The 26,697-nt window shown below is 47.6% G+C and carries 23 protein-coding genes and 3 tRNA genes; 23 read left to right on the top strand and 3 right to left on the bottom strand.

What is annotated here, in order from left to right; all coding sequences use genetic code 11:
- The first annotated feature begins 172 nt into the window (after positions 1–172).
- The 6 genes from VSQ32_14810 (at position 173) to VSQ32_14785 (ending at position 4,618) form a co-directional block, all read left to right on the top strand.
- The gene (locus VSQ32_14810) at positions 173–346 is read left to right on the top strand and encodes a hypothetical protein (protein MEH2944096.1); all 174 of its coding nucleotides are present in this window, start codon (positions 173–175) and stop codon (positions 344–346) included.
- A 39-nt stretch (positions 347–385) separates the two neighbouring features.
- Positions 386–1,219 carry a bacteriohemerythrin gene (locus VSQ32_14805; GenBank protein MEH2944095.1) on the top strand — a complete coding sequence of 278 codons (834 nt, stop codon included), beginning with the start codon at positions 386–388 and terminating at the stop codon, positions 1,217–1,219.
- 3 nt (positions 1,220–1,222) lie between these two features.
- The gene (locus VSQ32_14800; GenBank protein MEH2944094.1) at positions 1,223–2,266 is read left to right on the top strand and encodes an aldose epimerase family protein; all 1,044 of its coding nucleotides are present in this window, start codon (positions 1,223–1,225) and stop codon (positions 2,264–2,266) included.
- A 272-nt stretch (positions 2,267–2,538) separates the two neighbouring features.
- Complete coding sequence (locus VSQ32_14795; GenBank protein ID MEH2944093.1) at positions 2,539–2,985, top strand: MarR family transcriptional regulator; 447 nt, start codon at positions 2,539–2,541, stop codon at positions 2,983–2,985.
- The gene (locus VSQ32_14790) at positions 2,985–4,331 is read left to right on the top strand and encodes an MATE family efflux transporter (protein MEH2944092.1); all 1,347 of its coding nucleotides are present in this window, start codon (positions 2,985–2,987) and stop codon (positions 4,329–4,331) included. Before VSQ32_14795 ends, VSQ32_14790 begins: the two co-directional genes overlap by 1 nt.
- Before the next feature lie 158 nt (positions 4,332–4,489).
- The gene (locus VSQ32_14785) at positions 4,490–4,618 is read left to right on the top strand and encodes a hypothetical protein (GenBank protein MEH2944091.1); all 129 of its coding nucleotides are present in this window, start codon (positions 4,490–4,492) and stop codon (positions 4,616–4,618) included.
- A 212-nt stretch (positions 4,619–4,830) separates the two neighbouring features.
- On the opposite strand, the gene VSQ32_14780 is transcribed toward VSQ32_14785, so the two are convergent.
- Positions 4,831–6,171 (bottom strand): butyryl-CoA:acetate CoA-transferase, encoded by a 1,341-nt coding sequence (locus VSQ32_14780; GenBank protein MEH2944090.1) that lies wholly within the window; start codon positions 6,169–6,171, stop codon positions 4,831–4,833.
- A gap of 230 nt (positions 6,172–6,401) precedes the next feature.
- On the opposite strand from VSQ32_14780, the gene VSQ32_14775 reads away from it, so the two are divergent.
- The 10 genes from VSQ32_14775 to VSQ32_14730 all read left to right on the top strand — a co-directional run bounded on the left by VSQ32_14775 (position 6,402) and on the right by VSQ32_14730 (position 16,713).
- Complete coding sequence (locus tag VSQ32_14775; protein ID MEH2944089.1) at positions 6,402–7,082, top strand: TIGR00266 family protein; 681 nt, start codon at positions 6,402–6,404, stop codon at positions 7,080–7,082.
- Between the two features lie 279 nt (positions 7,083–7,361).
- Positions 7,362–7,434, top strand: a tRNA-Phe gene (locus VSQ32_14770).
- A gap of 21 nt (positions 7,435–7,455) precedes the next feature.
- Positions 7,456–7,526: transfer RNA gene (locus tag VSQ32_14765), tRNA-Gly, on the top strand.
- Positions 7,527–7,529: 3 nt separating this feature from the next.
- Positions 7,530–7,602: transfer RNA gene (locus tag VSQ32_14760), tRNA-Gly, on the top strand.
- A 323-nt stretch (positions 7,603–7,925) separates the two neighbouring features.
- Positions 7,926–9,611 (top strand): GGDEF domain-containing protein, encoded by a 1,686-nt coding sequence (locus tag VSQ32_14755; protein MEH2944088.1) that lies wholly within the window; start codon positions 7,926–7,928, stop codon positions 9,609–9,611.
- Between the two features lie 3 nt (positions 9,612–9,614).
- Positions 9,615–10,661, top strand: a complete 1,047-nt coding sequence (locus tag VSQ32_14750; protein MEH2944087.1) for an HD domain-containing phosphohydrolase — start codon at positions 9,615–9,617, stop codon at positions 10,659–10,661.
- A gap of 28 nt (positions 10,662–10,689) precedes the next feature.
- Positions 10,690–11,253 (top strand): TetR/AcrR family transcriptional regulator C-terminal domain-containing protein, encoded by a 564-nt coding sequence (locus VSQ32_14745; GenBank protein MEH2944086.1) that lies wholly within the window; start codon positions 10,690–10,692, stop codon positions 11,251–11,253.
- 188 nt (positions 11,254–11,441) lie between these two features.
- On the top strand, positions 11,442–13,541 hold the full coding sequence (locus VSQ32_14740; GenBank protein MEH2944085.1) for an MMPL family transporter: 2,100 nt from the start codon (positions 11,442–11,444) through the stop codon (positions 13,539–13,541).
- 22 nt (positions 13,542–13,563) lie between these two features.
- Positions 13,564–16,095 carry a hypothetical protein gene (locus tag VSQ32_14735; GenBank protein MEH2944084.1) on the top strand — a complete coding sequence of 844 codons (2,532 nt, stop codon included), beginning with the start codon at positions 13,564–13,566 and terminating at the stop codon, positions 16,093–16,095.
- 33 nt (positions 16,096–16,128) lie between these two features.
- Positions 16,129–16,713, top strand: coding sequence for a manganese efflux pump (locus VSQ32_14730; GenBank protein MEH2944083.1), 585 nt, complete (start codon positions 16,129–16,131; stop codon positions 16,711–16,713).
- Positions 16,714–16,807: 94 nt separating this feature from the next.
- Here VSQ32_14730 and VSQ32_14725 read toward each other — a convergent pair whose 3' ends face one another.
- Positions 16,808–18,217 (bottom strand): glutamate synthase-related protein, encoded by a 1,410-nt coding sequence (locus VSQ32_14725; GenBank protein MEH2944082.1) that lies wholly within the window; start codon positions 18,215–18,217, stop codon positions 16,808–16,810.
- 172 nt (positions 18,218–18,389) lie between these two features.
- Here VSQ32_14725 and VSQ32_14720 point away from each other — a divergent pair, with 172 nt between their 5' ends.
- A complete protein-coding gene (locus VSQ32_14720) occupies positions 18,390–19,562 on the top strand; it encodes a GGDEF domain-containing protein (protein MEH2944081.1) in 1,173 nt (390 codons plus the stop codon).
- Between the two features lie 16 nt (positions 19,563–19,578).
- On the opposite strand, the gene VSQ32_14715 is transcribed toward VSQ32_14720, so the two are convergent.
- Complete coding sequence (locus tag VSQ32_14715) at positions 19,579–19,860, bottom strand: metalloregulator ArsR/SmtB family transcription factor (protein MEH2944080.1); 282 nt, start codon at positions 19,858–19,860, stop codon at positions 19,579–19,581.
- A 195-nt stretch (positions 19,861–20,055) separates the two neighbouring features.
- Here VSQ32_14715 and rpoN point away from each other — a divergent pair, with 195 nt between their 5' ends.
- The 6 genes from rpoN (at position 20,056) to ptsP (ending at position 26,642) form a co-directional block, all read left to right on the top strand.
- Positions 20,056–21,396: an RNA polymerase factor sigma-54 gene (rpoN, locus tag VSQ32_14710; GenBank protein ID MEH2944079.1), complete on the top strand. Its 1,341-nt coding sequence runs from the start codon at positions 20,056–20,058 to the stop codon at positions 21,394–21,396.
- 20 nt (positions 21,397–21,416) lie between these two features.
- Complete coding sequence (locus VSQ32_14705) at positions 21,417–23,534, top strand: sigma 54-interacting transcriptional regulator (GenBank protein MEH2944078.1); 2,118 nt, start codon at positions 21,417–21,419, stop codon at positions 23,532–23,534.
- A 95-nt stretch (positions 23,535–23,629) separates the two neighbouring features.
- Entirely contained in the window at positions 23,630–24,259 is a 630-nt protein-coding gene (gene dhaL, locus VSQ32_14700) for a dihydroxyacetone kinase subunit DhaL (protein MEH2944077.1), read from the top strand.
- 7 nt (positions 24,260–24,266) lie between these two features.
- On the top strand, positions 24,267–24,656 hold the full coding sequence (dhaM, locus tag VSQ32_14695; protein ID MEH2944076.1) for a dihydroxyacetone kinase phosphoryl donor subunit DhaM: 390 nt from the start codon (positions 24,267–24,269) through the stop codon (positions 24,654–24,656).
- Between the two features lie 13 nt (positions 24,657–24,669).
- Positions 24,670–24,936: an HPr family phosphocarrier protein gene (locus VSQ32_14690; protein MEH2944075.1), complete on the top strand. Its 267-nt coding sequence runs from the start codon at positions 24,670–24,672 to the stop codon at positions 24,934–24,936.
- 11 nt (positions 24,937–24,947) lie between these two features.
- On the top strand, positions 24,948–26,642 hold the full coding sequence (gene ptsP, locus VSQ32_14685; GenBank protein ID MEH2944074.1) for a phosphoenolpyruvate--protein phosphotransferase: 1,695 nt from the start codon (positions 24,948–24,950) through the stop codon (positions 26,640–26,642).
- Positions 26,643–26,697: the final 55 nt, after the last annotated feature.

The following is a 26,697-nucleotide window of genomic DNA, read 5'->3' as shown; positions in this document are numbered from 1 at the left end:
TCCGGCAGTAATTCGGAACTTTCTGTACCTTTATGGCACATTCGCAGTTCAGGTTCAATGATTATAGCTTACCGGATTTTTCAGGTAATTTCAAGAGAGAAGAAAAGCGGAATATGCTTGAATTTACATTGGAGAAATGATAGTATGAAACCAGAAAGGTACAGGTGATAGTATGAAAAGTGCATTAAAAGAACCAGGAACACGCAGAGTTTTAAATGAAGGAATAAATGAGACCAGGAAGGAAATCGTTCTCAGAATGCTGCGGGACGGAGCATTGTCTGTTGAAAAAATTGCGGAATATACAGGGCTGGATGTTGCGCAGGTAGAACAGCTTGCAAAGCTTTAAGAAGTACAGGAAACGCGGTATTTGGAAAGGAGAACAAAAATGTATCGGTTTACGGAGGACTGCTTAACAGGGATTGGGCAGATTGATGAGGAACATGAGAGGCTGTTTGAACTGATTAACCGCACCATGGAACTGCTGCAAAATCAGATACTTCAGGATAAATATCATCAGGTTATGGAAGTAATTGAAGAACTGAAAAATTATGCGGATACCCATTTTGCCAATGAGGAAGCCTATATGGCAGCCATCAATGACCCGGAACTTACGATTCAGAAAAAACAGCATATGGCATTCCGGGAGAAAATTGATGTGCTGGATTTCTCCAGTATTGATGAACTGGAAAATCAGCATGAGACTCTGGAGGAACTGCTGCAGTATCTGACCCGCTGGCTCTATCAGCATATTTTAAGCAGCGATATTATGATTGGAAAAATGCCTTCCGTGGAAGAATGGAAGACAGCGGATAATCCATGTGTATTTACGGAAAAATACATGACGGGAATTCCCCTGATTGACGGAGAGCATGAAACACTGTTTGAGATTATCGGGGAGGCAAACGAACTGGTGAAAGCGGAACTTCTCCACGATAAATACGACAGAATTGTGGAAATTCTGGGGAAATTAAGAGATTATACCAATGAGCATTTCCAGGATGAGGAAGAATATATGGAAGGCATTGGTTATCCGGGACTGCCCGCCCAGAAAATGGCCCACAAGGCTTTTGTGACGAAACTGGAGGAAATAGATCTGGAACAGATTGACCAGAATCAGCAGGAATATCTGGAGGAACTGATGGAATTCCTGTTTGGCTGGCTGTCCAATCATATTCTGAAGTCAGATAAGCTGATTGCAGAGCATAAAGGGAGGGAATGAGCCATGGAAACACAGGCATTCGGACTGAATCAGAAGGGGAAAAAGACTTTTCTGTACATACTGGAAAATAAAAATCATATGAAGATAAAAGTTTCAGACCACGGAGCCACTCTGGTGTCTGTTTTTGTACCGGACAGAAAGGGAGTGTTCCGGGATGTGGTTCTGGGCTATGATTCCGCCGCCGAATATGAGAACCATACCTGTTATTTCGGCGCTTCCGTGGGCAGGAACTGCAACCGGATTGAGGGGGCTCAGGTGGTAATAGACGGGGCAGCCTGCACCATTCCTGTGGACGAAAGGGGAATCAGCCTGCACAGCGCTCCCAACGGGTTTGAGCGGGCCCTCTGGAAGGTGAAAGAATCCTCGGCGAACCGTATTACCTTTGCCCATCTCAGTACCGAAGAAGAACAGGGATTTCCGGGAAATCTGGAAGTGGAGATTACCTATACGCTGACTGACGATAACGCGGTGGAAATCAGTTATCGGGGGAAATCAGATAAATCCACAATTATGAATTTTACTAACCATTCTTATTTTAACCTGGGAGGCCATGACAGCGGGCCCGTTTTGAATCAGAAATTGCAGATTCTGGCGGAAAGCTATACGCCGGTGAAAGACGCCGTGTCCATCCCCACAGGAGAGATTGCGCCGGTGGCAGGCACGCCTCTGGATTTCAGAACCATGAAGCCCATTGGACGGGATATTGAGGCAGATTTTGACCAGTTGAAATTTGCCGGAGGTTTTGACCATAACTTTGTTCTCAGTGAGAAACCGGGAGAACTGAAAGTGATGGCAAATGCTTACTGCGAAGAAACGGGAATTGCCCTGGAAGCCTCCACGGAGTCCTGCGGCGTGCAGTTTTATGCGGGGAATTTTATCGGTTCTCAGACCGGAAAGGGAGGAGTGGCCTATGAAGACAGGTGCGGCTTCTGCCTGGAAGCCCAGTTTTATCCCAATGCGGTAAACCGGGAGAATTTCCCGTCTTCTGTGGTAAAGGCCGGAGACATATTTACCACGAAAACCATCTATCGCTTTTCTGTAAAATAGAATGATAAAAGGGGCTGCCTCATCCGGATTCCGGGAATCGGTGATGAGGGCAGCCCCTGAAGTTATCTGACAGTTCATGAGCAAATCTTCTTTCTTTTCCCAAAATTCCGGCAGGGCTTCTTTCCGCTGCCCGGCCGTTTTTCCATATACGTCCGAAGGTGTGAATTTTCTACAAAAAACATGCCATGCGCATTTTGCGGGCAAAAAATTCCTTGACATATGTTTGGCTTCTCCTTATAATAGTTAGGTACCGAAATAAATGGAGGTGAACTATGAGTATTCAGACGGATGCCGGAAGGTATATTAATAAAATATCCAACCGGCTGCGGCGCCAGTTTGGAGTAGCGGAGGAGCTGGCCGGAGTGACCACAGCCCAGGGGAACCTGTTAAGTTATATTTTACTGGAAGGGAAGCATAACCGGATATATCAGAAGGATGTGGAAAAGGAATTTGACCTGCGGCCTTCCACTGCCACGGGACTGCTGCGGGAACTGGAAAAAAAAGGATTAATCCGGCGCATCAGCGATGAGAAAGACGGGCGTTATAAGATTTTACAGGCTACCGGGAAGGCAGAGAGCATTCGGAAAAGCCTGCAGGAGGAAATCCGGGAGAAAGAAGCCATACTGACAAAAGGTATTTCTCCGCAGGATTTGGAGCAGTTTAAACGTACGGCGGAGAAAATGCTGCGGAATCTGGAGCAGAGAGAGGAGGAATCTTAATGGAAGAAAGAAAATTATCGGATGATTTTACACAGGGAAGCATTACAGGAAAGTTATTAAAATTTATGATACCCATTCTGGGAGCGCTGGTTCTGCAGGCCATGTACGGAGCGGTGGATCTTCTGGTGGTGGGCCAGTTCGGCACCAGCGCAGGGATTTCGGCTGTTTCCACCGGAAGCAATATCATTAACCTGGTTACTTTTGTGATTACAGGTCTGACCATGGGTGTTACGGTTCTCATCAGCCGTTATCTGGGAGAAAAGGCGGAAGAAAAAATCGGGAAAGTAATCGGCGGGGCCATTGCTTTTTTTATGATGCTGACAGTTATCATGATGCTGCTTTTACTGGTTTTTGCACCTGTGCTGGCGGGCTGGCTGAATGCGCCTTCGGAAGCCTTTGAACTGACGACGACCTATGTGCGTATCTGCGGCGCAGGACTGATTTTTGTGGTTGCCTATAATGTAATCAGCGGAATTTTCCGAGGCCTGGGGAACTCCAGACTGCCGCTGATTTTTGTAGCCATTGCATGTGCGGTAAATATTGCGGGAGATTTGCTGTTTGTGGCGGTTTTTCATATGAATGTGGCGGGAGCGGCTCTGGCCACTATCCTGGCTCAGTTTGTCAGCGTGGTGATATCTCTGGCGATTATCCGCAGGCAGCAGCTTCCCTTTTCTGTGACCAGACAGGATATCGGATTCCACCCGGAAATTAAGACCTTTCTGAAGCTGGGGTTTCCTATTGCGCTGCAGGATTTCCTGGTGAATATTTCATTTCTGATTCTGTGCGCCATCGTAAATGGAATCGGTCTGGAGGCTTCTTCCGGATATGGAATTGCCCAGAAGGTGACTGCTTTTGTCATGCTGATTCCTTCTTCCCTGATGCAGTCCATGTCTGCTTTTGTGGCTCAGAACGTGGGCGCAGGCAAAGAGGATCGGGCAAAAAAGGCAATGCTTACCGGAATGGCGGCAGGAGTCTGTATCGGAGTATTTATTTTTGCCCTGAGTTTTTTCCGGGGAGATGTGCCTTCCGCACTGTTTACGTCTAATCCGGAATACATCGCCAGGTCTGCGGAATATCTGAAAGGATTCAGTCCGGAAGCAATACTGACCTGCCTGGTGTTCAGCTATATCGGATATTTTAACGGCCACGGAAAGACCATGCCGGTGATGATTCAGGGAATTTCCTCATCTTTCCTGGTGAGAGTTCCCCTGTCTTATCTGTTCAGCATTCAGCCGGGGGCAAATCTGGTTACCATAGGGCTGGCGGTGCCCATAACTTCTGTTTATGGAATACTGTTTTTCACTGTGTGTTATATTATGTTCCGGAAAAAACAGCAAATGATATGATATTTCCTCGATGGCCAGTCTTTACGCCTGAAAGGGTTTTTGATATAATGTACATATCAAAACAGTTGTGATTATACGGGAAAAGCAGGTGATTGTATGCCGGCAGGTATTGAAGTTATAAAAGCAGCTCTGGACGATTTAAAAAAATTCAGGAATATATGCTGTTAGCAGGAAAAGAAAATGCTGTTGAAACGTATGCAAAGTTAAAGGATGAATATTTAACGATAAAAGCATTACTTCAGGTGTCAGGTGTAAATCTTACTGATATTGACAAGATAAAAGAATAGCGGAATGCAGGATTTCAGAAGGAAACTGCGAATAGCAAAACCCCCGTCAGCAGGCTGGCGGGGGTCTGTTTATCTTACAGGAAATACAGTGTCACGCTAATGCGTGAAAGTATTTCCTGTAAGATAAAATAATTATGCGCACTCGCATGAATGGAATAATGTCGCTGAAGCGACCATGCTCGGCGCGGGGAAATGAAACAGAAGAATCCGGATTATTTGTTGCTTCTTCTCCAGATGTGCATTTTTTCTGCTTCCGCAATCAGTTCATCTCTGAAATCGGGATGTGCGACGGAAATGATGGCTTCACATTTCTGCCATGCGGACAATCCCTTTAAGTTTACTTTTCCGTACTCTGTCACCAGATAATGGATGTTGGCACGGGTATCGGTAACAATGGAACCCGGATGCAGGGTGGGCAGGATTCTGGATTTCAGCTCTCCGTCTTTTGTTTTGAAGGTGGAGGAGCAGCAGATAAAGCTCTTGCCTCCGTTGGAGAGGTAGGCGCCCAGTACAAAGTCAAGCTGTCCGCCTGCACCGCTGATCTGTTTGATGCCGGAGGATTCGGAGCTTACCTGGCCGAACAGGTCGATATCCACAGCATTATTGATGGACATAAAGTTATCCAGTGCGGAAATGGAGCGGATGTCGTTGGTATAGTTTACCGGGGCGCTTAACAATTCCGGGTTGTCATCAATATAGTCGTACATTTTCTTCGTACCTGCACCGAAAGCAAATGCCTGGCGGAACCGGTCGATATTCTTTTTGGAACCGTTGATTTTGCCGGCTTTTGCAATGTCCACAAAAGCATCCACATACATTTCCGTATGAACGCCCAGATCCTTCAAATCAGATTCTGCAATCAGGGAGCCCACTGCGTTGGGCATACCGCCGATGCCAAGCTGCAGGCAGGCGCCGTTCGGAATTTCCTCTACGATTAATTCAGCTACCTTTTTATCTACTTCAGTGGCAGGTCCGCCTGCACCCAGCTCTCCGATGGGAGGATTCTCACCCTGTACAATAAAGTCTACATCGGAAATATGTACACCGTTTTCAAAACCGCCCAGGCAGCGGGGCATATTTTCATTGACTTCTACGATAATTTTGGCGGAAGTTTCACAAACGGCTGTCAGATGAGAAGCATTTGGCCCGAAATTGAAAAATCCATGTTTGTCCATGGGTGCAACCTGGAACATGGCGACATTATTCCGGATGGGCAGTTCCCGGTAATACCGGGGCAGTTCGGAATAACGGATTGGAGCATAGTATGCGCAGCCCCGGCCAATCAGTTTGCGTTCAACACCGGACATATGCCAGGAGTTCCATGTGAAGTGTTCCCCTGCATCTTCACGTTCAAAGATTGCCAGCGGTTTTAAAAGAATGCCACCCCGCAGGTTGATATCGTCCAGTTCATCCGTGCGCTCTGCCAGTGCACGGTCCAGAAGATCCGGAGTGCCGTTGCACCATCCGTAATCTACCCAGTCACCGGAGTTGATGACTTTTACAGCTTCTTCTGCAGATACCAGTTTCTGCTCATATTCCTGTGTGTAATCCATGATTAAACCCTCCCTGGAAATTAAAATATAAAAGTGTCAGAAGCGTCCGTTGACACTCTGATTGTTAAAGATGTAACATATTTTCATATTAGCATTTTTCCATCCAGGGGTCAATAAGGTAATCGGGCAAAATTTTTGTGGAAGAATCGGACGTTCTGTACTATAATAGAAGAAGGTCATAATCTGAACTGGCCGGCAGTTAAATTTTCAGACAGTAAAGGAGAGGTAAAATGAGATATGAAGTTTTGGGCGATACCATGCCCGCGGTAGAGGTGTTTTTTGATGTTGCAGGTGAAACCATGTATACCCAGTCCGGTGGAATGGCATGGATGACAGAAGGGGTTTCCATGGATTCCAATATGAAGGGCGGCTTTGGAAAGAGTATCGGAAGAATGTTTTCCGGGGAGTCTTTGTTTATGGCTACTTATAAAGCGGAGCGGCCGGGAACCATGATTGCCTTTGCCTCCACGGTGGCCGGGGAAATCCTTCCTGTGGATGTGGGAGCAACCGGAGGCATGATCTGCCAGAAAGGGGCTTTTCTCTGCGCAGAGGAAAGCGTAACGTTAAGCGTGGCTCTTACCAAGAAGTTATCTGCGGGCCTGTTCGGCGGAGAAGGTTTTATTCTTCAGGATATTTCCGGCAAAGGTATGGTATTTCTGGAGATAGATGGAAATAAAGTGGAGAAGCAGCTTGCACCGGGAGAAGTAATCAAGGTGGATACCGGAAATGTGGTTGCTTTTGAAAAGTCCATAAAATATGAAATCGAGACGGTGAAGGGGCTGAAAAACATCTTTTTCGGAGGGGAAGGTCTGTTCCTGACCAAACTGACCGGGCCAGGAAGAGTGGTGTTGCAGACCCAGAACTTTAACGAATTTGCCGGAAGGATTATCCGCATGGTGCCCAGCAGGTAGCAGACAGCAGTATGCAGGCTATGGCTGTATTCTGTAACAGTTCAGCCCGTGCCCCTTAGACAGGCCACAGACCGCCTGCCAGGCAGGATCCGCTACTGCCGCAGCTCTTGTCTGAGGCTTAAGGGGCGCTCCGCTCATAGCCGGCAAGACGTGTTCATTCATGTAAACATGATTCACACGTCTTACAGGCTATGGCTGAACTGTTACAAAAAAATAAAAAAGGGTATTGACAATTTGGTATTTAGCGGGTAAAATAATATCGTTGCTGAGGAACAGCAGGCCCAGTTAGCTCAGTTGGTAGAGCAGAGGACTGAAAATCCTCGTGTCTCTGGTTCGATTCCGGAACTGGGCATTTACACTGAGTAATCACCGTGCGGGTGTAGTTCAATGGTAGAACACCAGCCTTCCAAGCTGGATACGTGGGTTCGATTCCCATCACCCGCTTCTGCGATAGTGGCGTAGTTGGTAACGCGCGACCTTGCCAAGGTCGAGACCGCGGGTTCGAGCCCCGTCTATCGCTCTCACGGATAACAGCCGCAAACCTGAGGATTTTTACAGTAGAATCAAAGGTTTGCGGCTGTTTTTTCTCTTACAGGAAATACCGTGTCACGTTAATGCCCTGTGCATTCTCTTTTAAGTTTTGCTCATACGGAGACATTCAGAAGCAGTTACTGTTCACACCCTGCGGGTGTTCCGGTAACGGCATCCGGTGACGTGTGAACAGTAACCAGAAGTATTCTGTCTTTCGCATATTTTCAGGTGAGTATTTTACTTTTGACAAAAGTATGTTAAAATGTAAAAACGAGAGCGTGATGACAAAAGAAATACGGAAGGGAGAAGCAGATGAAAGTTTTTCGATTACATCTGGCAGAAGTGGCGGTTGTGCTCTGCTTTGTGATTCTGGTAACCTGCTTTTTCAGAGGAAATGGAGATGATACGGAAATTTCCGGAACCGTACCGTATAATGAAGACTGGATTTGCATTACGGAAGAAGGGATGAAGGAATATCCGGTATTGCCTGAGAACATACCGATACCGGAAGGCAGAGAAGAGATTATTCTGCGCAAAGAGCTGGACGAAGATGTGATTTCCATAAATTCCGTGGGTTTTTATACGTCTCACCAGGAAGTACTTGCTTTTGTGGACGGAAAACAGGTATACAGGAAAAAGGCTCCGGAACATGTGCAGAGCAAATCACCGGGAAACTGCTGGAATTTTGTACAGATGCAGGAGGGATACGGAAAGAAAACGCTGGAAATACGCATTCGGAACTGTTATGATTATGGCAGTGTAAAAGTACCGGAATTTACCTGTGGCCCCCAGTCGGCCATTGTGGTGCAGCAGCTTAACACCAAAACAATGTCTCTGATCATAGGTATCAGTATGCTGGTGCTGGGTCTGATGCTGGTCATAAGCTGGTTTACCATCGGCAGGAGAATGCATTTTCATGAAGGGATTCAGTGGCTGGGTCTGTTTACCATTTATTTTGCCGTATGGTCCACCATGGAGACGCAGGTGCCGGCCCTGATGTTCGGAAGAGAACTTATGTGCAACCGGATTACCTTTATGAGTCTGAAACTGATGGTGCTGCCGATTGTCTGTTTTATTCAGGTGGTTTATCAGGTGAAGGGCAGCCGGCTGTGGAATGCTTTTGCCTGGATGGGAATTCTGGACTTTGCAGTCAGCTTTGTACTCCAGTTTTTTGGATGGGCGGATTACCGGGAAACCATATGGGTAACCCACCTGACGGGAATCTCTGTTATCTTTGCGGCTATGATATACGGAGGAAAGCTCCTGATTGAGAGAAGGAAAGAGATTGCGTCCCGGAAGCGCCGGGTGTGTATCAATATCATCGGTATCTGTATCATAGGCGGGTCCATGCTGCTGGACGCACTGAATTATTATTATCGGTTTTACGAAGATGTGGCGACTTTTTCCAGAATCGGATGCCTGCTCTTTATACTGATTCTGACAGCCCGGTTTCTGGATGATTCCATGGAGCTGATAGAAGTTGGCAAAAAAGCCGAAAGTATCAGAGAAGAAGCTGAAATGGACGGGCTTACCATGCTGAAAAACCGCAGAATTTTTGAGGCGGATCTCCATGGGATACCGGAACATAAACTGGAGAAATATGCAGTTGTCATGTTCGATTTGAATAATCTGAAGAAGATGAACGATTTATACGGACATGGAATGGGAGATTATTATATTATAACAGGAAGTGAAATTATCCGGGAAGTATTCGGAGAATTTGGAGAAATATACCGGATTGGAGGAGATGAGTTCTGCCTGATTTCAGAACATATTACACGGAAGATATTTCAGGAAAAAGAAAAAGTTATGTGCCGGTGGCTGGACAGTCTGAAGGGAATTCAGATGGAGATGAAAGATTATATGCAGATTGCGTCAGGCTGCGCAGTGTTTGACCGGAATCGGGATGGAAATCTTCAGGATACCATGGAACGTGCGGATAAACAGATGTACCAGTGTAAGAAAGGGCAGAAGGAGCAGAAGACAGGAGGTGTCTGAGATATGCGTTATATACCTGTTGCAGACGTGGAAAAAGGAATGGAACTGGGTCAGAATATCTATGATGGAGCCGGAACAGTTTTGTGGGAAAAAGGTTTTTTCCTGACGGATGAGGCAGTCTGGAAACTGCAGAATCTGGGAATTTCGGGTATCTATGTGGAAGATGAGTTCAGCTGGGATCTGGAAGTACCCCGGTTTATAGAGCCGGAATTAAAAAGAGAAGCACTCCGGCTCGTTCATGACCTGTTTCAGGAAGAACATTTTCGGGATGTGGAGCAGGATGACATTCAGCAGGCCGCGGGAAAGATTACCCGTCAGGTTCTTGCAGGAAGAGGGCGGATGTATAACCTGATTGATACCAGGATTTCTGATGACTATACATTTTTCCATTCGATTAATGTGGCGGTGCTGGCTGTTATGCTTGGAGCGGCAACGGGCAATCTGGGGCTGGAAGAACTGAACGAACTGGCTGCTGCGGCGCTGCTTCATGATGTGGGAAAACGATATGTGGAACAGGATGTGCTGAATGCCAGGAGGGGGCTTACGGAAGAAGAACGGCTGCTGGTGGTGCAGCATCCCAAACTGAGCTATGATTTCCTGCGGGAGCATTACGATTTTTCTCCGGAAATCTGTACGGGGGTGCTGGAACACCATGAATGGTATAATGGCTGCGGTTATCCCATGCGCAGGTCCGGAGATGAGATTTCCTATTATGCCAGAATTATCAAAGTGGCGGACGTGTTTGACGCCCTGACTTCCAGGCTCCCCTATCATGACCCCATTTCCCCTTCCGGTGCGGTGGACTATATTCTGTCCAATACCTGGGCGGAATTTGACCCGGATCTGGCGGAGATTTTTACACGGAAAATTGCTGTATATCCGGTGGGATGCGAGGTGTCTCTGTCAGATGGCCGGAGGGCGGTGGTATGGGAAAACCATCCGGAATCACCGTTGCGGCCCATTGTAAAAGTGCTGCCGGAAGGAGAAGTGCTGGATTTGGAGTCCGGTAAGGAAGGAAAGGAACTGGCAATTTCGGAATTGTTCATGTAACAGGCAAAAAGCAACGGGAAGTGAGAGTGTGGCGATACAGAAAGAAACCATGGATACCCTGCTGGCAGAAAGTTTCAAGGAGCTGGCATGTCAGCAGCCCATTGAAAAGATAACAATTAAGGCGATTACAGACAAAGCGGGAGTTATCCGTCCCACTTTTTACAATCATTTTCAGGATAAATACGAATTGCTGGAATGGATTATCCAGGTTCAGATTCTGGAGCCAATCCGGCCCCTGATTCACGCGGGAATGGTGGATGAGGCGCTGATACTGATTTTTACTTTATTAAAGAAGGAAAAAGAATTTTATGAAAAAGCCGTGCGTCTGGAAGGCCAGAATTCCTTTGAGGATATTGTGAAAAAGTGTGTGGAGGATATTCTGCTGGAGGTAATCCGGAGCAAAAGTTCCTCTGCCCGGCAAAGGCATCCCTGGCTGACGCCGGAGCATATTGCCCGGTATTATGCTCAGTCCATGTGTTTTGTGGTAATCAGCTGGATAAAAGGCGGAATGACCGTGGAGCCGGAGGAGATCACGGATATCTATAATTATATGATTACCCGTTCCATGAGCCAGGTAATCGAAGAACTGTGACGTCAGAGCCGGTTTTAACGTCAGAGTCAGATACAAAATGCTGTTTGTGTTTTTCAAAAGCTACAAATCATGTAAAATGTATGATTGAATGATACAGAGTAAAAGGATTGAATATTTCATTATTCAATCCTTTTTTTTATACTCTGTATGAGCTAAAAAATATTGAAAGAGGAGCGAGAGGAAGAAAGATGATTAAATTTGGAAAAGGAGTCGTAAAGTTAAGAGTACCGATTTTCATTATCAGTTTACTGCTTTTGATTCCGGCAGCATTCGGTATGATAACCACCAGAGTCAATTACGATATTCTGACTTATCTGCCAAAAGATATTGAAACTATGATAGGCCAGGACATTCTGGTAAATGATTTTGGTACGGGAGCATTTTCCATGTGCGTGATAGAAGGCATGGAGAACAAAGATGTTGTGGATTTGAAGGCTCAAATCGAGGAAGTTGACCATGTAAAGGCAGTTGTCTGGTACGACTCCGTTGCAGATTTATCACTTCCCATGGAATTTTTGCCGGAAGACCTGGTGGATAAATTCAATTCCGAAGGAACCACACTGATGGCCATCCTGTTTGAAACCTCCATGTCGGCGGATGAGACCATGGACGCCATCGAAGAAATTCGCGGTCTGGCAGACAAAGGATGTTTTGTCAGCGGTATGTCGGCAGTGGTAACGGACATCAAGAACCTGTCCAACAAAGAAACGCCCATTTATGTACTGATTGCAGTGCTGTTATCTTCCCTGGTACTGGCATTGACCATGGATTCTTTCCTGGCGCCGGTGTTCTTCCTGTTGAGTATCGGAATGGCAATTCTGTATAATCTGGGAAGTAACATATTCCTGGGAGAAATTTCCTACGTGACCAAAGCCTTAAGCGCAGTGCTTCAGCTTGGAGTTACCATGGACTATTCCATTTTCCTGTGGCACAGCTACGAGGAAAACCGGGAGCGTTATCCGGGAGATAAGAACCGGGCCATGGCCCATGCGGTGTCCAATACCCTGACCTCTGTGGTGGCAAGTTCTATTACAACGGTAGCCGGTTTCGTGGCTCTGTGTTTCATGAGTTTTACGCTCGGTATGGACCTTGGCGTGGTAATGGCAAAAGGCGTGGTATTCGGCGTGATTGGCTGCGTAACCATTCTTCCGTCCATGATACTGATTTTTGATAAGGCCATTGAAAAGACAAAACACAAACCCATTATTCCGGATTTGGGAGGAATCGGAAACTTTGTAACAAAACGGTTCCCCATATTTATTGTAGTATTCCTGCTGGTACTGGGGCCGGCAATTTACGGGTATACTCATACGGATGTGTATTACGATTTGGCAGGCACACTACCCAAAGATCTGGCAAGTATCCAGGCCAAAGAGAAACTGGAAGATAAATACGAAATGAATTCCACCCATATGGTGCTGGCGGACAGCAGCCTTTCCAGCAAGGACGCCACTTCCATGATAGAGGAAATGAAAGCGGTGGACGGTGTGAAAACCGTGATGGGCATGGATTCCATTGTGGGCCCGGCTTTTCCAAAGGAAATGATACCGGACGATATCAAAGAAGCGCTGATGGATGAAAATTATCAGCTTATGCTGGTAAGTTCCGAATATGCCATTGCTTCTGATGAAGTAAATGCTCAGATTGATGATTTGAATAAAGTAATTAAGAAGTATGATAAAAAAGCCATGCTGATTGGCGAGGCGCCCTGTACCAGAGATTTGATTTCCATAACAAATACGGATTTCCAGACCGTAAGCGTTGTGTCCATCGGAGCAATCTTTGTGATTATCCTGCTGGTGTTCAAATCCATTTCACTGCCGATTATTCTGGTATCCGTCATTGAATTTGCAATTTTCATCAATATGGGTATTCCGGCATATACAGGAACTACACTGCCCTTTATCGCTTCCATCGTAATCGGAACGATTCAGCTGGGCGCAACCGTTGACTATGCAATCCTGATGACCAACCGTTATAAGAAAGAGCGGAACCGGGGCGAAGACAAAAAGACTTCCGTCACCATTGCCCTCTCCACATCGGTACAGTCCGTATTCGTCAGCGCACTGAGCTTCTTCGCGGCAACCTTTGGTGTTGGCATGTACTCCAATATCGACATGATCAGCTCACTGTGTATCCTGATGGCAAGAGGCGCGATAATCAGTATGTTTGTGGTAATCTTCATTTTGCCGGCAATGTTCATGGTATTTGATAAGATTATCTGTAAATCAAGTATGGGATTTGGCAATCATAAAAAAGAATCAGCAGCAACTGTAAAAACAGTGTAATGAAATTGCAGGAGGAAATAACATGAAAAATCTGGAGTTAAAGAAAAAATTTAGAAATAAATACGTGATTCGTGTGGCAGCAGGAGTGGTTACCGTTGCGGTAATCGGAACCAGCGCCGGAGTAAGCGCTTATACCGTGCGGGCGGAAAAACAGGAAACTGTGCAGGAAACCCAGGACGAAGAAGACGATACGGTTGAAAAGGCAAAAGCAACCCTGGAGAAAGCCCTGTCTGTGGGAGAAGAAAATGAAGAAGCGGGAAAAGAAGAAACCGTTTACGTGGTGGCTAATCCCGACGGTTCCACAAAAAATGTGATTGTAAGTGAATGGCTGAAAAATAAAGACGGAGCCGCAACCCTGGAAGATACCTCTGATTTGAAAGACATTGAAAATGTAAAAGGCGATGAAACCTTTGAGCAGAACGGGGATAAGATTACCTGGCAGGCGGACGGTAAGGATATCTATTATCAGGGAACCACGGACAAAGACCTTCCGGTCACGGAAAAAGTAACGTATTTCATGGACGGAAAGGAAATGTCTCCGGAGGAGATGGCCGGAAAGAGCGGTAAGGCAACCATCCGTTTTGATTATACCAATAATGAAAAAACCACGCAGGTTATTGACGGAGAAGAACATGAAGTGTATGTGCCTTTCACCGTTATGACAGGTATGATTTTACCGGAAGATTATGCAAATGTGGAAGTAACCAACGGAAAAGTGATTTCCGACGGGGATAAAAAGGTAGTTGTGGGCATGGCAATGCCCGGTCTGAAAGAGAGTCTTGGTATTGAAGAAGGGGATCTGGACGGAGATCTTGAGATTCCGGAATACGTGGAAGTAACTGCAGATGTGGAGAATTTCTCTCTGGAAATGACCATGTCCATTATCATGAATGATCTGGTAGGTCAGGCCAACCTGGGAGAAGGGTTTGACCTGAGCAGCCTGGATGAGGAGCTGGATACATTGACAGACGCTTCCGGTAAGCTGATAGATGGAAGCAAGGAACTGTCAAAAGGACTCGGCACTCTGAAAGACAGCATGAAAGAATTTGCCTCCGGTGTGGGCACTCTGAAAGACGGTATTACCAACTATACCAACGGTGCTTCCCAGTTAAATGACGGAATTAACACGCTGGCAAATTCCTCCGGTACTCTGACAGAGGGCGTGGGAACATTAAACAGCAGCGCAGCAACTTTGAATCAGGGTGTGGCAGAACTGGATAAGACCCTGAAAGCCAAAATGACAAAAGAGGAGAAAAATTCTCTGGTTAAACAGGCAGACGACGCCATCGAGGCTACTTTTAAGAGCGGAGAGACCGGAACAGAAGCCATCCGGAATCAGGCTTCCTCCGTATTCTATGACAGCCTTGCCAACAATGAAGGGGCAAAAGCCCAGGTGGCAGCAGGACTGAACACCTATACGGAAACCGTTCTGAATACGGTGCTGAGTCAGGCCTTCAGCCAGGCGGCAGCTCAGGGAGCGAAAAACCAGGCGATGGTACAGTATGCACCGGCAGCCATTCAGCAGGCTGTTGTGGGAGTCGCTGATACGGTTGAAAAAGAGACACAGGCGAAGACAGCGGAGGTGACTGCAAATGCCATATCTGCCGGTCTGTCAGAAAAAGCGCCACAGATTATAGCGGCGGTTAGTGCGGGTCAATTAGATGAAACTGCTTTGCAGGCCATGATAAACGATGCCTGTCAGCAGGCAGGTGCAGCGGTGGGAGCAAATCCGGATATTTATGCAGGAGTTATGGCGAATGTGGATGGTCAGAAGGAAGCCATTGCCAGCCAGACCATGGCCGGGCTGGAAGCTCAGGTAGACGCAGGACTTCAGTCTGCGGAAAGCCAGGCTCAGATTCAGGCCACCGCTTCCCAGCTTACTTCTTCTACCGTAGCGACAGCCATGGGCAATGAAACCTTAAAAGCCGGTATGACTTCCACCGCTTCCCAGATTGTAACGGGAATTGCAGCAGGGGCAAAGGACACCGTAGGTTCCGCAGTGGCAGATACTGCCAAAACAGCAGCCAAAACAGCAGCGGAAGCAGCAACACTCACCGCAGTGGCAGGAACAAAAGCACAGATTTCCGAGGCAATCAACGCCAAAGACAAGAGCAGCGGATACAGCCTGGTAAGCGGTATGCAGGCATTGAGCAACGGGACACAGACCATGAGCGACAATATTCCGGCGCTGACGGCAGGCATCTCGCAGCTGACCAGCGGAGCTGCAACTCTGGTTTCCAACAACGGAGCGCTGGTGGAGGGAGCAGGAAAACTCTCAACAGCAACGGGACAGATTGAAGATGGCGTGGATAAACTGGCAGAAGGTTCTGACAAACTGATGGACGGTATGATTCAGTTTGATGAAGAAGGAATCCAGAAACTGCTGGATGCCTATAACGGAGACGTTAAGGAGCTGTTAAGCAGGCTGGAAGCAGTAGTGGAGGCAGGTAAGGAATACCAGACCTTTACAAAGGTTGCAGACGGAACAAAAGGCTCTGTGAAATTCGTTCTTCGTACTGAGGGAATCAAGTCCGAAGAAGGAGAAGAAGAATAAGCAGACCTTTAGAACAAAGGCGGGAGCGGAGTTATGAGTGTTGTGGAAGAGCTGATTATTATATTGGGAATATCTCTGGATATCTTTGCAGTGATGGAATGCCAGGGGTCGCTGGTTGCAAAAGTAGAGCGAAAGCAACTGCTGGCATTCTGCGGGATTCTGGTGGCAGGGCAGGTGCTTGCTCTGGGAATCGGAGATTTCATTTCCGTGCTCCTGTGCAGAAGCATGGGAAAAGAGGGGGAAGTTTTCCTGGGGCAGGTCATTGCGGCTGCAATCTTCCTCTGCCTGGGCGCCAGGCTGTTTCTGAAAGCCTGGCGGAATGAGCGGATTGTAGAGCGCAGGGAAGAAAAGTTTGATGTTCTGGAGTTTGTCAGACTTTATGCAAGAACCAGTATCTTCACCCTGCTCACCGGTCTTGCCTTTGGATTTCTGGAAAGCAGCATGTGGATTATCCTGATACTCATTACCATTATGACCGTTCTGGTTACGGTATTTGGTATGTATACCGGTTACCGGCTGGGATTTGAGCATAAGATAAAAGCCTATCTGGCCGGCGGATTTCTGCTGGTTGTGGGAGGAATGAATGTAATAATCAGCCACATATGGGAATTGATATAGAAAGCAGGATGATACCGGAAAAGGGGCCGAAAAATCATGAACAGATTTTTCGGCCCCTTTTCGCAGTCTGAACGGCAGGGCAAAATTATCCGTTTCAGAATTCCTGCCGGGGTTTTCCTGCATGAAGAATTCCCGTATATGCTTCAATGTCCCGGTTCAGGGTAACCAGGTCAGACCTGTTTAAATCATGAACAGAGCTGTGTCCGGTAATCCTTGCAAAAGTCTTCAGTTCTTCCAGTGACACATTCAGGAAATTAGCCGTGCGCTGTGCCGCCGCGTCAATATGCAGCCGGGAACGAAGTTCCGGATCCTGTGTGGCAATTCCCACAGGGCAGTTGCCGCTTCCGCAGATGCGGTACTGCTGGCAGGCTGCGGCTATCAGCCCTGCGCTGGCAATGGCAACTGCATCTGCCCCCATGGCCAGTGCTTTTGCAAAGTCGGAAGAAACGCGCAGCCCTCCGGTAATTACCAGTTCCATATCGGAATGAACAGAATCCAGATATGTTCTGGCCCGGTGCAAGGCGTAGATGGTGGGAATACTGGTAGCTTCCCTCAAAAACAGCGGACTGGAACCGGTAGCCCCTCCACGGCCGTCAATGGTGACAAAATCAGGAGCGGCATAGACACACTGAGCCAGATCCATTTCAATATTTCCGGCTGCAATCTTAATGCCGATGGGGCGGCCTTCCGAACGCTCCCGGAGCATATCTACCATCTGCTTCAAATCCTCTCTGGAATTGAGCTCCGGGAATTTGCTGGGGCTCTGGATATCCTCTCCCGTCTTTTTTCCCCGGAGTGCGGCAATTTCTTCCGTAACTTTTTCACCGGGAAGATGGCCGCCCATGCCAGGTTTGGTGCCCTGGCCGATTTTGATTTCTATCGCATCGGCTTTTCTCAGATTTTCATCGGTTACGCTGTATTTGTTGGGAATATATTCAAAAATATATTTGTAAGCCGCTTCCTGTTCTTCGGGCAGTATGCCGCCTTCTCCGCTGCACATGGCGGTTCTGGCCATGCAGGACCCTTTGGCCAGAGCAATCTTGATTTCTCTGGAGAGAGCGCCGAAAGACATGTGGGATATGTAGACCGGGTGTTCCAGTATCATGGGCTGTTTCGCATGTTTGCCGATGACGGTGCGGGTATCCACCGGGTCTTCTTCGTTCAGCGGAAATCGGGCAAGCTGAGCGCCCGGTAATAAAATATCATCCCATCCCGGCATGGCCATCTGTGTTCCCATGGAGCCGCCGATACTTCTGCCGGTGACAGCCATTTCATGGATTTCTTCCATATACCGGGCCGATTTGTCGTGGCGTTCAAACCGGGCGTCGTAAGCCAGCTCTCCGTCAAAAGAGGCTGCTTCCTCTGTGCCGTCATCCTCTGAAATTTTTTCAAATTTGGATATGGGCTGTTTGCAGACCGGACAGGCCTCCAGTTCTTCCAGCTTCTTCCCTTCTTTTTCCTCGTCAAAAATTGCTCCGCAAATACTGCATTTGTAAACTGCCATGTGCTTCCTCCTTTACATTTGTATAAAATAATATCAGTAATTATTACTATTTTATACAGAAAAAAGAAAGATGTCAAGAGTGTAAATTCTGATAAAATAAACAGTGGCGATAACCGTCGTTTCATGATAGAATAAAAGAAATTACAGAACAGGAGAGGCCTGAAATATAATTATGGATAATAACCGCAATATTGCATATGTAAGCATAACAGAATGGAATAAAAAGGTAATGCGCTTTATCTGGATCAGTATAGGTCTGGTTGTTTTTATTGAAGTGCTGCTGTTTATTTTTTATCAGCCGGTGCCGGAGTGCAGCAAAAGAGAATACTGGGAGACCTTTATTTTGAAGCCCAGTGTTATGATGGTACTGGAAGCCGGCGTTATGGAACTGATTTTCCGCTGTCTTGGAAAAGTTCTTGGGGAACAGGTGATAACGGTACTGTTTCTGTTCATGCAGTTCCTGCTTCTGGGAACCGTAGTGTCAGTGCACAGTTCCGTGCCCTATATGTGCATGACACTGACCTATCCGGTGATTTTTGCCAATGTGTACCGGGAAAAATACTTCCGGTATGTGGCTTTTGTCATGGCGATTCTGGTTTATGCAGGAATCAATTACGGGATGATTCCGTCTACGGAATTTAAACCGGATAACAGCAAAGAGGTACTTCTGGTTATCTTTATCGGCTTTACCATAGTGGCCTTTTCCTTCAGTAAAGTGCTGACTTCCGTGGTGGTGAATTTTGAGAAGGAAAATCAGAAAATCCATCAGGAAAAAGAAGAAATACTGGAAATTTCCCAGCGGGACTCCATGACCGGCCTTTATAATCATAAGATTTTTTATGACAAACTGAATGAATATCTTCAGAAATGTGACAAGGACTGCCCTCTGTCACTGATTATTATTGATATTGATAACTTTAAGAGAATCAATGATACGTTTGGCCATGCCACAGGAGATAATGTAATTCTGAAAATTGTTTCCCTGATTCAGAAAAACATCGGCGAAGCAGATATAGCCGCAAGATACGGCGGCGAGGAGTTTGGCCTGATTCTGGTGGGAAAAGGAGAGATGGAAGCCTATAATATGGCGGAACGGATTCGCCGGGAGGTAGAACAGGTTACGGTGGAAGGAGTTACCGGGAAAATAACCATTTCTCTGGGCATGACAGAAATACAGCCTCAGGACAAAAACAGTATCCTGCTGTTTAAGGAAGTGGATTCGGCGTTATATGAGGCAAAACAGACCGGGAAAAACAGGACCGTCTGCCGGGGCTGGAAAAAGGGAAGCAATAACGAGTATACATACCGACATTTCAACAGCCAGGAACAGGGCCCCGTATCATAGCCGGAGCGCGGGCTCTTTATTCACGGATATGCTCCAGTCCCTGGTCAATAATGGTGAGTACATGGGAATCCAGCAGAGAGTAATAAATGGTTTTTCCGTCTCTGCGGTTTTTGACCAGCCGGTTCTGTTTCAGGATACTGAGCTGGTGGGAGATGGCGCTCTGGGACATGCCCAGTTCCTCTGCGATGTCATAGACGCACTTTTCCTTATTCACCAGAGCGTACATAATCTGGAGTCTGGTTGGAGTTCCGAATATTTTAAATAATTCTGCAAGTTCTTCAAATTCTTTCTGGTTCATGAAAATTCCTTTCGTTCGGGTCCGGCTTTTCCGGACGTATCTTTCTCTCTAACTGATTATACCGTTAAAAATCTTTCACATCAACAGAAAAAAGCAACAAATGCATTTATAATATGATATAATAGTAACAGTTCGGACAAGCTGCCCGGTTACATATAATACGCCCGGAGGAACTGAAGGAGGTGACACTGCAGCATGGATTTGGAACTTACAATGAAACAGACCCAGAAACTGGCTTTAACGCCTCAGATGGAACAGTCCCTGTCCATACTGCAGATGGGCGGGCCGGAGCTGGAACAGTATATGGAAGATACCGTGCTGTCCAATCCCATGCTGACCTGCCAGGAACCGGAAGACGGGGAAAGAGAAGAACCGGAAGCAGAACCTTCGCCGGGATGGGAAAGAAAGACGTATTATGCGTCCGGGGAACAGTATGTGCCGGCACGGGACCAGGAGTATATCAATGGGCTGGTGGATGAAAAAAGCTGTGGAACCAGTCTGAAAGAACATCTCAGAATGCAGCTCTGCACCTGGAATTTAAAGCCTGACAGACAGAATCTGGCGGAATATCTGATAGAATGTATGGAAGAATCCGGATACCTGAAAATGAGCAGTTCGGAAATTTCCCGTATACTGGGAGTGACGGAGCAGGAGGTGGAAGCAGAAATCCTCAGCCTGCAGAAGCTGGAGCCCTGCGGCGTTTTTGCCCGGAATCTGCGGGAATGTCTGCTGCTGCAGATTGCAGAGCTGGAGGGGGATAACAACGACCTGTACCGGCTGGTGGCAAACTGTACGGACGAAATCATACATAACAGAATACCCCGAATCTGCCGGGAAACCGGATGGAGCAGAGAAAAGGTGCTGGGGCTGATTGCCCGTATCAAAGAGCTGGAACCTGTGCCGGGACAGGGGTATGGAACCGGAACCCAGGGGGAATTTATTTACCCTGATATTACGGTCCGGAGCAATAACGGGGCGTATCAGATTATTATGAACCGGGAAAGGAGTACATTTCCCAGAATTAATCAGGATTATCTGCCCCTTTTGAACCGGGAAAACCTGGGAGCAGACTACGAATATCTGCAGGAGCAGTACCGGGAGGCCAGGACTTTTCTGAAGAATATTGAGCGGAGAGAGGAAACTCTGCGCAGAGTGGCGGAAGCTGTTGTGGAACGGCAGGAAGCATTTTTTGAAAAAGGAAAAATCTGCTTAAGCCCTATGAATCTGGCTGATATTGCACAGGATATCGGTATGCATGAATCCACGGTAAGCCGGGCTCTGAAAGATAAATATCTGGAATGCCGCTGGGGAATATTTGAGCTGAAATATTTTTTTTCCAATAAAGGAGCAGAAAAAGATGCCCGTTCCTGTATAGAAAAAATTGTCCGGGAAGAAGATAAGAGCAATCCCCTCAGTGATTCCGGGATTGTCCGGGAACTGGAAAAAATGGGAATAGGCATTTCCAGGCGGACGGTGGTGAAATACCGGGAACAGCTTCAGATTCCCAATGTCCGCCAGCGGAAAGAGTATCACTGAAGTTCAGGAAGAAGGAAATCATGATGAGAGAAGACAGAACAGAAGCGGTGGTGAAAATTCACAGTGAAAAGGGGCTCCATGTCAGAATTGCAGCCATGCTGGTGCAGAAGGCAGAAAGGCTCCGGCGGAAATACCATGTGAATTTCCATATCCGGCGGAAAGGATTTCATGACGTGCCTCTGACCAGCCTTCTGCTGGTTACTTCCATGAAAATCAAAAAGGGTGAGGAAATTATTCTGATTACCCAGGGAGAACAGGCAGAGGAAGCCTCGCTGGAAATGCAGGATTTTCTGGAAGGTGATTTTCTGGAACACGATCTGAACCTGAATCAGGCGGAACTCAGCCAGGTGGATACCCTGCTGCAGGAACATGTAATCACTGCGGAAAATATATACAGCAGCATTGCCAGCGGGCTGGTGGTGACGGACAAACAGGAAACCGTGATTATTTACAACCGGGAGGCGGAAAAGCTGCTGGGGATTCCGGAAATGGAGGCGCTGGGCCGCAGGGCGGAAGATGTGTTTGCGGGAAGTAAAATGCTGCGGGCCATACGGGACAGGGAGCCCGTGACTGTCTATACCCAGACCATCGGAACCTCTACCATGGTGGGAAATACCAGGCCCATTCTGGAAAACGGAGAAATAAAGGGAACCATTACCACTCTGGAAGACGTGTCCCAGCTGGTGCGGATTAGCTGGGAATTTGAAGAGGTAAAAGAACTGAAAGAGAAATATTACCAGATTCTGGAGGCTGTGCAGGACGGAATCTGCGTGTTCGACCAGAAAGGGGCTGTCACCTATGTAAACGGGGCCTGGGAGGATATCACCGGAGAACAGGTACGGGAAGGCGACGACATACTGGCTTTTGACGACGGAGGAAGCGCCGCCAGAGTACTGGAAAAGGGCCAGAAAATTATGGGCACCATCTGTCAGAAAAAGAATGGGAAAAATCTGGTGCTGAATGTGGTTCCCATCATTGTAAATCAGCAGATTATGGGCGGTATTTCCGTGGTGAAAAGCCTGAGCGAGGTGCAGGAACTGGTGGAGCGGATTCACCATCTGTCAGCCAAAACGGAATATCTGGAGGAAGAACTGAACCGGCGCAACAAGCTGAACCCGGCGTTTAACCGGATTGTGGGTATCAGCAGCAAACTTTATGACGCCATGCAGCTTGCGGCGAAGACAGCGGACAATAATTTTAACGTGCTGATACGGGGAGAAAGCGGTACGGGAAAAGAGCTGATAGCAGAAGCCATCCATTATTCCAGCGAGCGGGCCAGTCATGATTTTATCCGGGTAAACTGTGCGGCCATACCGGAGAATCTGCTGGAAAGCGAGATGTTCGGCCATGTAAAAGGGGCCTACACAGGAGCCATTAAGACGAAAATCGGTAAATTTGAGCTGGCCCACAAAGGCACGATTTTTCTGGATGAAATTGGAGAACTGGATAGGTCCATGCAGGCCAAAATGCTGCGGGTAATTCAGAAAAAAGAATTTCAGCGGGTGGGGGATGACAGAACGATTCGGGTGGACGCCAGGATTATTGCAGCCACCAACCGGAATCTGGAAGAACTGGTGGAACAGGGAGAATTCCGGGAGGATTTGTATTACCGTCTCAATGTAATCCCCATCTGGCTGCCGCCTCTGCGGGAACGCCGGGAGGATATTCCTGTGCTGGCCGAACATTTCCTGAATAAAATTGCGGCGGATTTAAACCGGGAGCCCAAGTATTTAACGCCGGAGGCCATGGAGGCCATTCTTCAGTATTCCTGGCCGGGGAATATACGGGAACTGGAAAATGTGATGGAGCGGGTGAATATCCTGGCCGACGGATTCCAGGTGCGGCGAAAAGACCTGCCCCATTATATCAGTGAAAATATTTTTTCCGGTGAAAAACAGAAAGAAAGCAGTCCGGAGGCTTATGATATTCCCGTCCGGGACAGCCGAAGCCTTCCGGGGGACAGCCGGTGGGAAGGGGAAGAAGTACACCCTTTTGCATATTATGAAAAAGAAATTATCCGCCGGGCTCTGGAAACATACGGAAGTTTTAATGCAGCGGGAAAAGCGCTGGGCCTGACCCATAAAACCGTGGCGGCCAAAGCCCGGAAATATCATCTGGAAACAAAAACGGTTAAATAAACTGGCACAGAATTTGCTTATATATAATTATAAGCGATTGGGGAAATTTCCCCGATACATGCCAGATAAATATAACAAGAGACAGGAGGATTCTTATGGCAACCAAAATATATCAATGTATGCAGAAAATCGGAGAGGACATCATTGCAAACAAAGAATTTCTGACAGATCTGGATTCCGCAATCGGTGATGCGGATCATGGGATTAACATGGCCAGAGGATTTACGGAAGTACTGCAGCAGCTTCCCCAGGAAGAAGAGGATATCAGTGCGGTTCTGAAGAAAACCGGTATGGTACTGTTATCCAAGGTGGGAGGAGCTTCCGGCCCTCTGTACGGTACTGCATATATGAAAGCAGCAGGAGCTGTGAACGGTAAAAAGGAGATTACGCTGGAAGATGCAAAAGAGATGATGACAGCGGTAATCGGCGGTATTAAAATGCGGGGCAAGGCAGAGAGAGGAGAAAAGACCATGCTGGATGCCCTGGAACCGGCCCTGGAAGCTCTTACAAAAGGAATCGAAGCGGGAGAAAGTGCGGAAGACTGTCTGAACCATATGTGCGACGCGGCAAAAGAAGGGGTGGAATTTACCAAAACCATCCGTGCTACCAAAGGACGTGCAAGCTATCTTGGAGACAGAAGTATCGGACATCAGGATCCGGGAGCAACGTCATCCCTGATTACACTGGAAGCAATTCGTGCATTTTATCTGGAAAACATAAAGTGAGGTTAATATGGTAGGATTATTGATTGTATCCCACAGCAAAAAAGCAGCCGAAGGAATTTATGAGCTGGCGGTACAGATGGCGGGAAAAGATCATCGTGTGGTGGCAGTGGGAGGTATGGAAGACGGCAGTATCGGAACAGACGCACTTCGGATTCGTCAGGGTATTATGGATGCCAGTGACGGAGACGGCGTGGTTATTCTGGCGGATTTGGGCAGCGGTATTCTAAGTTCTCAGATGGCCATAGATTTGCTGGAAGAAGATATCGAAGTGGTGATTGCAGACGCGCCCATTTTAGAGGGAGCAGTCAGCGCAGCCGTACAGGCAGCCATAGGCGGAACCATGGCGGAGGTTGCGGAAGCGGCAGAACTGGCAAAACAGTTGTCCAAATTAGAATAATACGGAGGAAATCATGAAAACAGCAACTTATACCGTGAAAAATACGCTGGGAATCCATGCAAGGCCTGCAGCGGATATTGCGAGATTTGCCGGGAAACATAAGAGTGAAGTGACCCTTACCAGCGGTGCGAAAAAGGCCAATGGAAAGAGTGTACTGATGATTACCGCACTGGGAGCGAAAAAAGGAGCGGAGGTAACCGTAACCGTTTCCGGTGAGGATGAAGAAGAAGTGTTTGCACAGTTAGACGACATGTTCACTCATGGATTTTATGAGGAATAGGAGAGAAAAATATGCTGGTACGTGGAAATGTTGTAGTGGAAGGGGTTGCGGTTGGAGCCATCCAGTTTCTGAATATGGATTATGAAAAACATCTGCAGTCTTACATAGCCGGAGGGCCGGAAGCCGAAACAGCGAAATATGAAGGCGCGCTGGCCAGGGCAAAAAAAGATCTGGAAACCATGCTGGAAGCAGGAGAGAACCTTTCCGAAAGTGAAAGGGAGATTATGGGGGCCCACCAGATGCTGCTGGAGGATATGGCGTTTGTGGAAGCAATCACTCAGTATATACAGCAGGAACTGACGGCGCCGGCAGCAGTTTTACAGGCAGTTTCTGACTTTAAGGCCATGTTTGACGCCATTGACGACCCCTACATTAAGGAACGACAGAATGATGTGGCGGATGTGGGAAACCGCCTGGTTCGAAAAATACTGGGGCTGGATGAATTTTCCGTAGAAGGAGATCAGGTAGTTCTGTGCGCCAGAGATCTGGAACCCTCCATTATGGCGGGGCTTCCGGAGGGAAAAGTGAAGGCGGTACTTCTGGAAAACGGGAGCAGGACTTCCCATACGGTGATTATCGCCAGGGCGAAAGGATTTGTGACCATGGTTGGCGTGGAACTGACCCCTCAGATGGCAGCCCAGGGGGAGACGGTTCTGGTGGACGCGGTCAGAGGCGAAGTGACATTGCAGCCTTCTCCGGAGCAGATACGGGAATTTCAGGAAAAAGTCCAAAAGCAGGAACAGGAGCGCGCCGTTCTGATGGAGCGCGCCGGATTTCCGGCCTGTACCAGAGATGGGAAAGAAGTTCTGGTGGCTGCCAATATCAGCAGTCCGGAAGAAATGGAGAAAATTTCCGAGTACGGCTGCCAGGGCGTCGGACTGTACCGGACAGAATTTTTCTTTATGGAATCTCAGGAACTTCCGTCGGAAGAGAAACAGTTTGAATCTTATAAATCTGTGGCAGAGCAGGCAAAAGGGGCTTTGTGCGTCATAAGAACGCTGGATATCGGCGGTGACAAGCACTGCGGCTGCCTGGACCTGCCAGAAGAAGAAAATCCTTTCCTGGGTTTCCGGGCAATCCGAATCTGCCTGCAGAACAAAGATATGTTTAAGGCTCAGCTTCGGGCTATTCTGAGAGCCGGCGCTTATGGGAAAGTTGGAATTATGCTTCCCATGGTGACCATGCTTTCGGAAATCACGGAAGCCAGAAAACTGCTGGAAGAAGCAAAAGAAGAACTGAGAGCAGCTCAGACTCCTTTTGATGAAAATGTTCCGCTGGGAATCATGGTGGAGACACCGGCCTCGGTGGTGATGGCGCCTGTATTTGCACGTCATGTGGATTTTTTCAGTATCGGTACCAATGATCTGGTGCAGTATACGCTGGCGGTGGACCGGGGAAATCAGACGGTAAATTATATTTATGATTACTTTAATCCGGCAGTGATACATTCCATTTATCAGGTGGTGAAAGCCGCCCACGAAGCCGGAATCTGGGTGGGTATGTGCGGTGAAATGGCGGGAGACCGTCTGGCCATGCCTTTCCTGACAGCAGCGGGCATGGATGAACTGAGTATGAGTGCGTCTCAGGCTCCGGCTGTAAAAGAACAGATTCGGAATCTGGATTCCGACCGGTGCAATCTGGAAGAACTGCTGTCATGTTCAGATACGGAGGAGGTTCGCGCTTATCTGGAAAAAATTGTGCAGTGAAATCTGGTCTGAAATGGCAGCGTGCCGGAAAAAAGCTGGGAAATATGGACAGGGC

Source organism: Lachnospiraceae bacterium JLR.KK002 (assembly GCA_036941025.1).
Lineage (GTDB): Bacteria > Bacillota > Clostridia > Lachnospirales > Lachnospiraceae > Petralouisia.
Note: the sequence above shows the minus strand (reverse complement) of the source record. Positions and strands in the feature narration are given on the sequence as shown.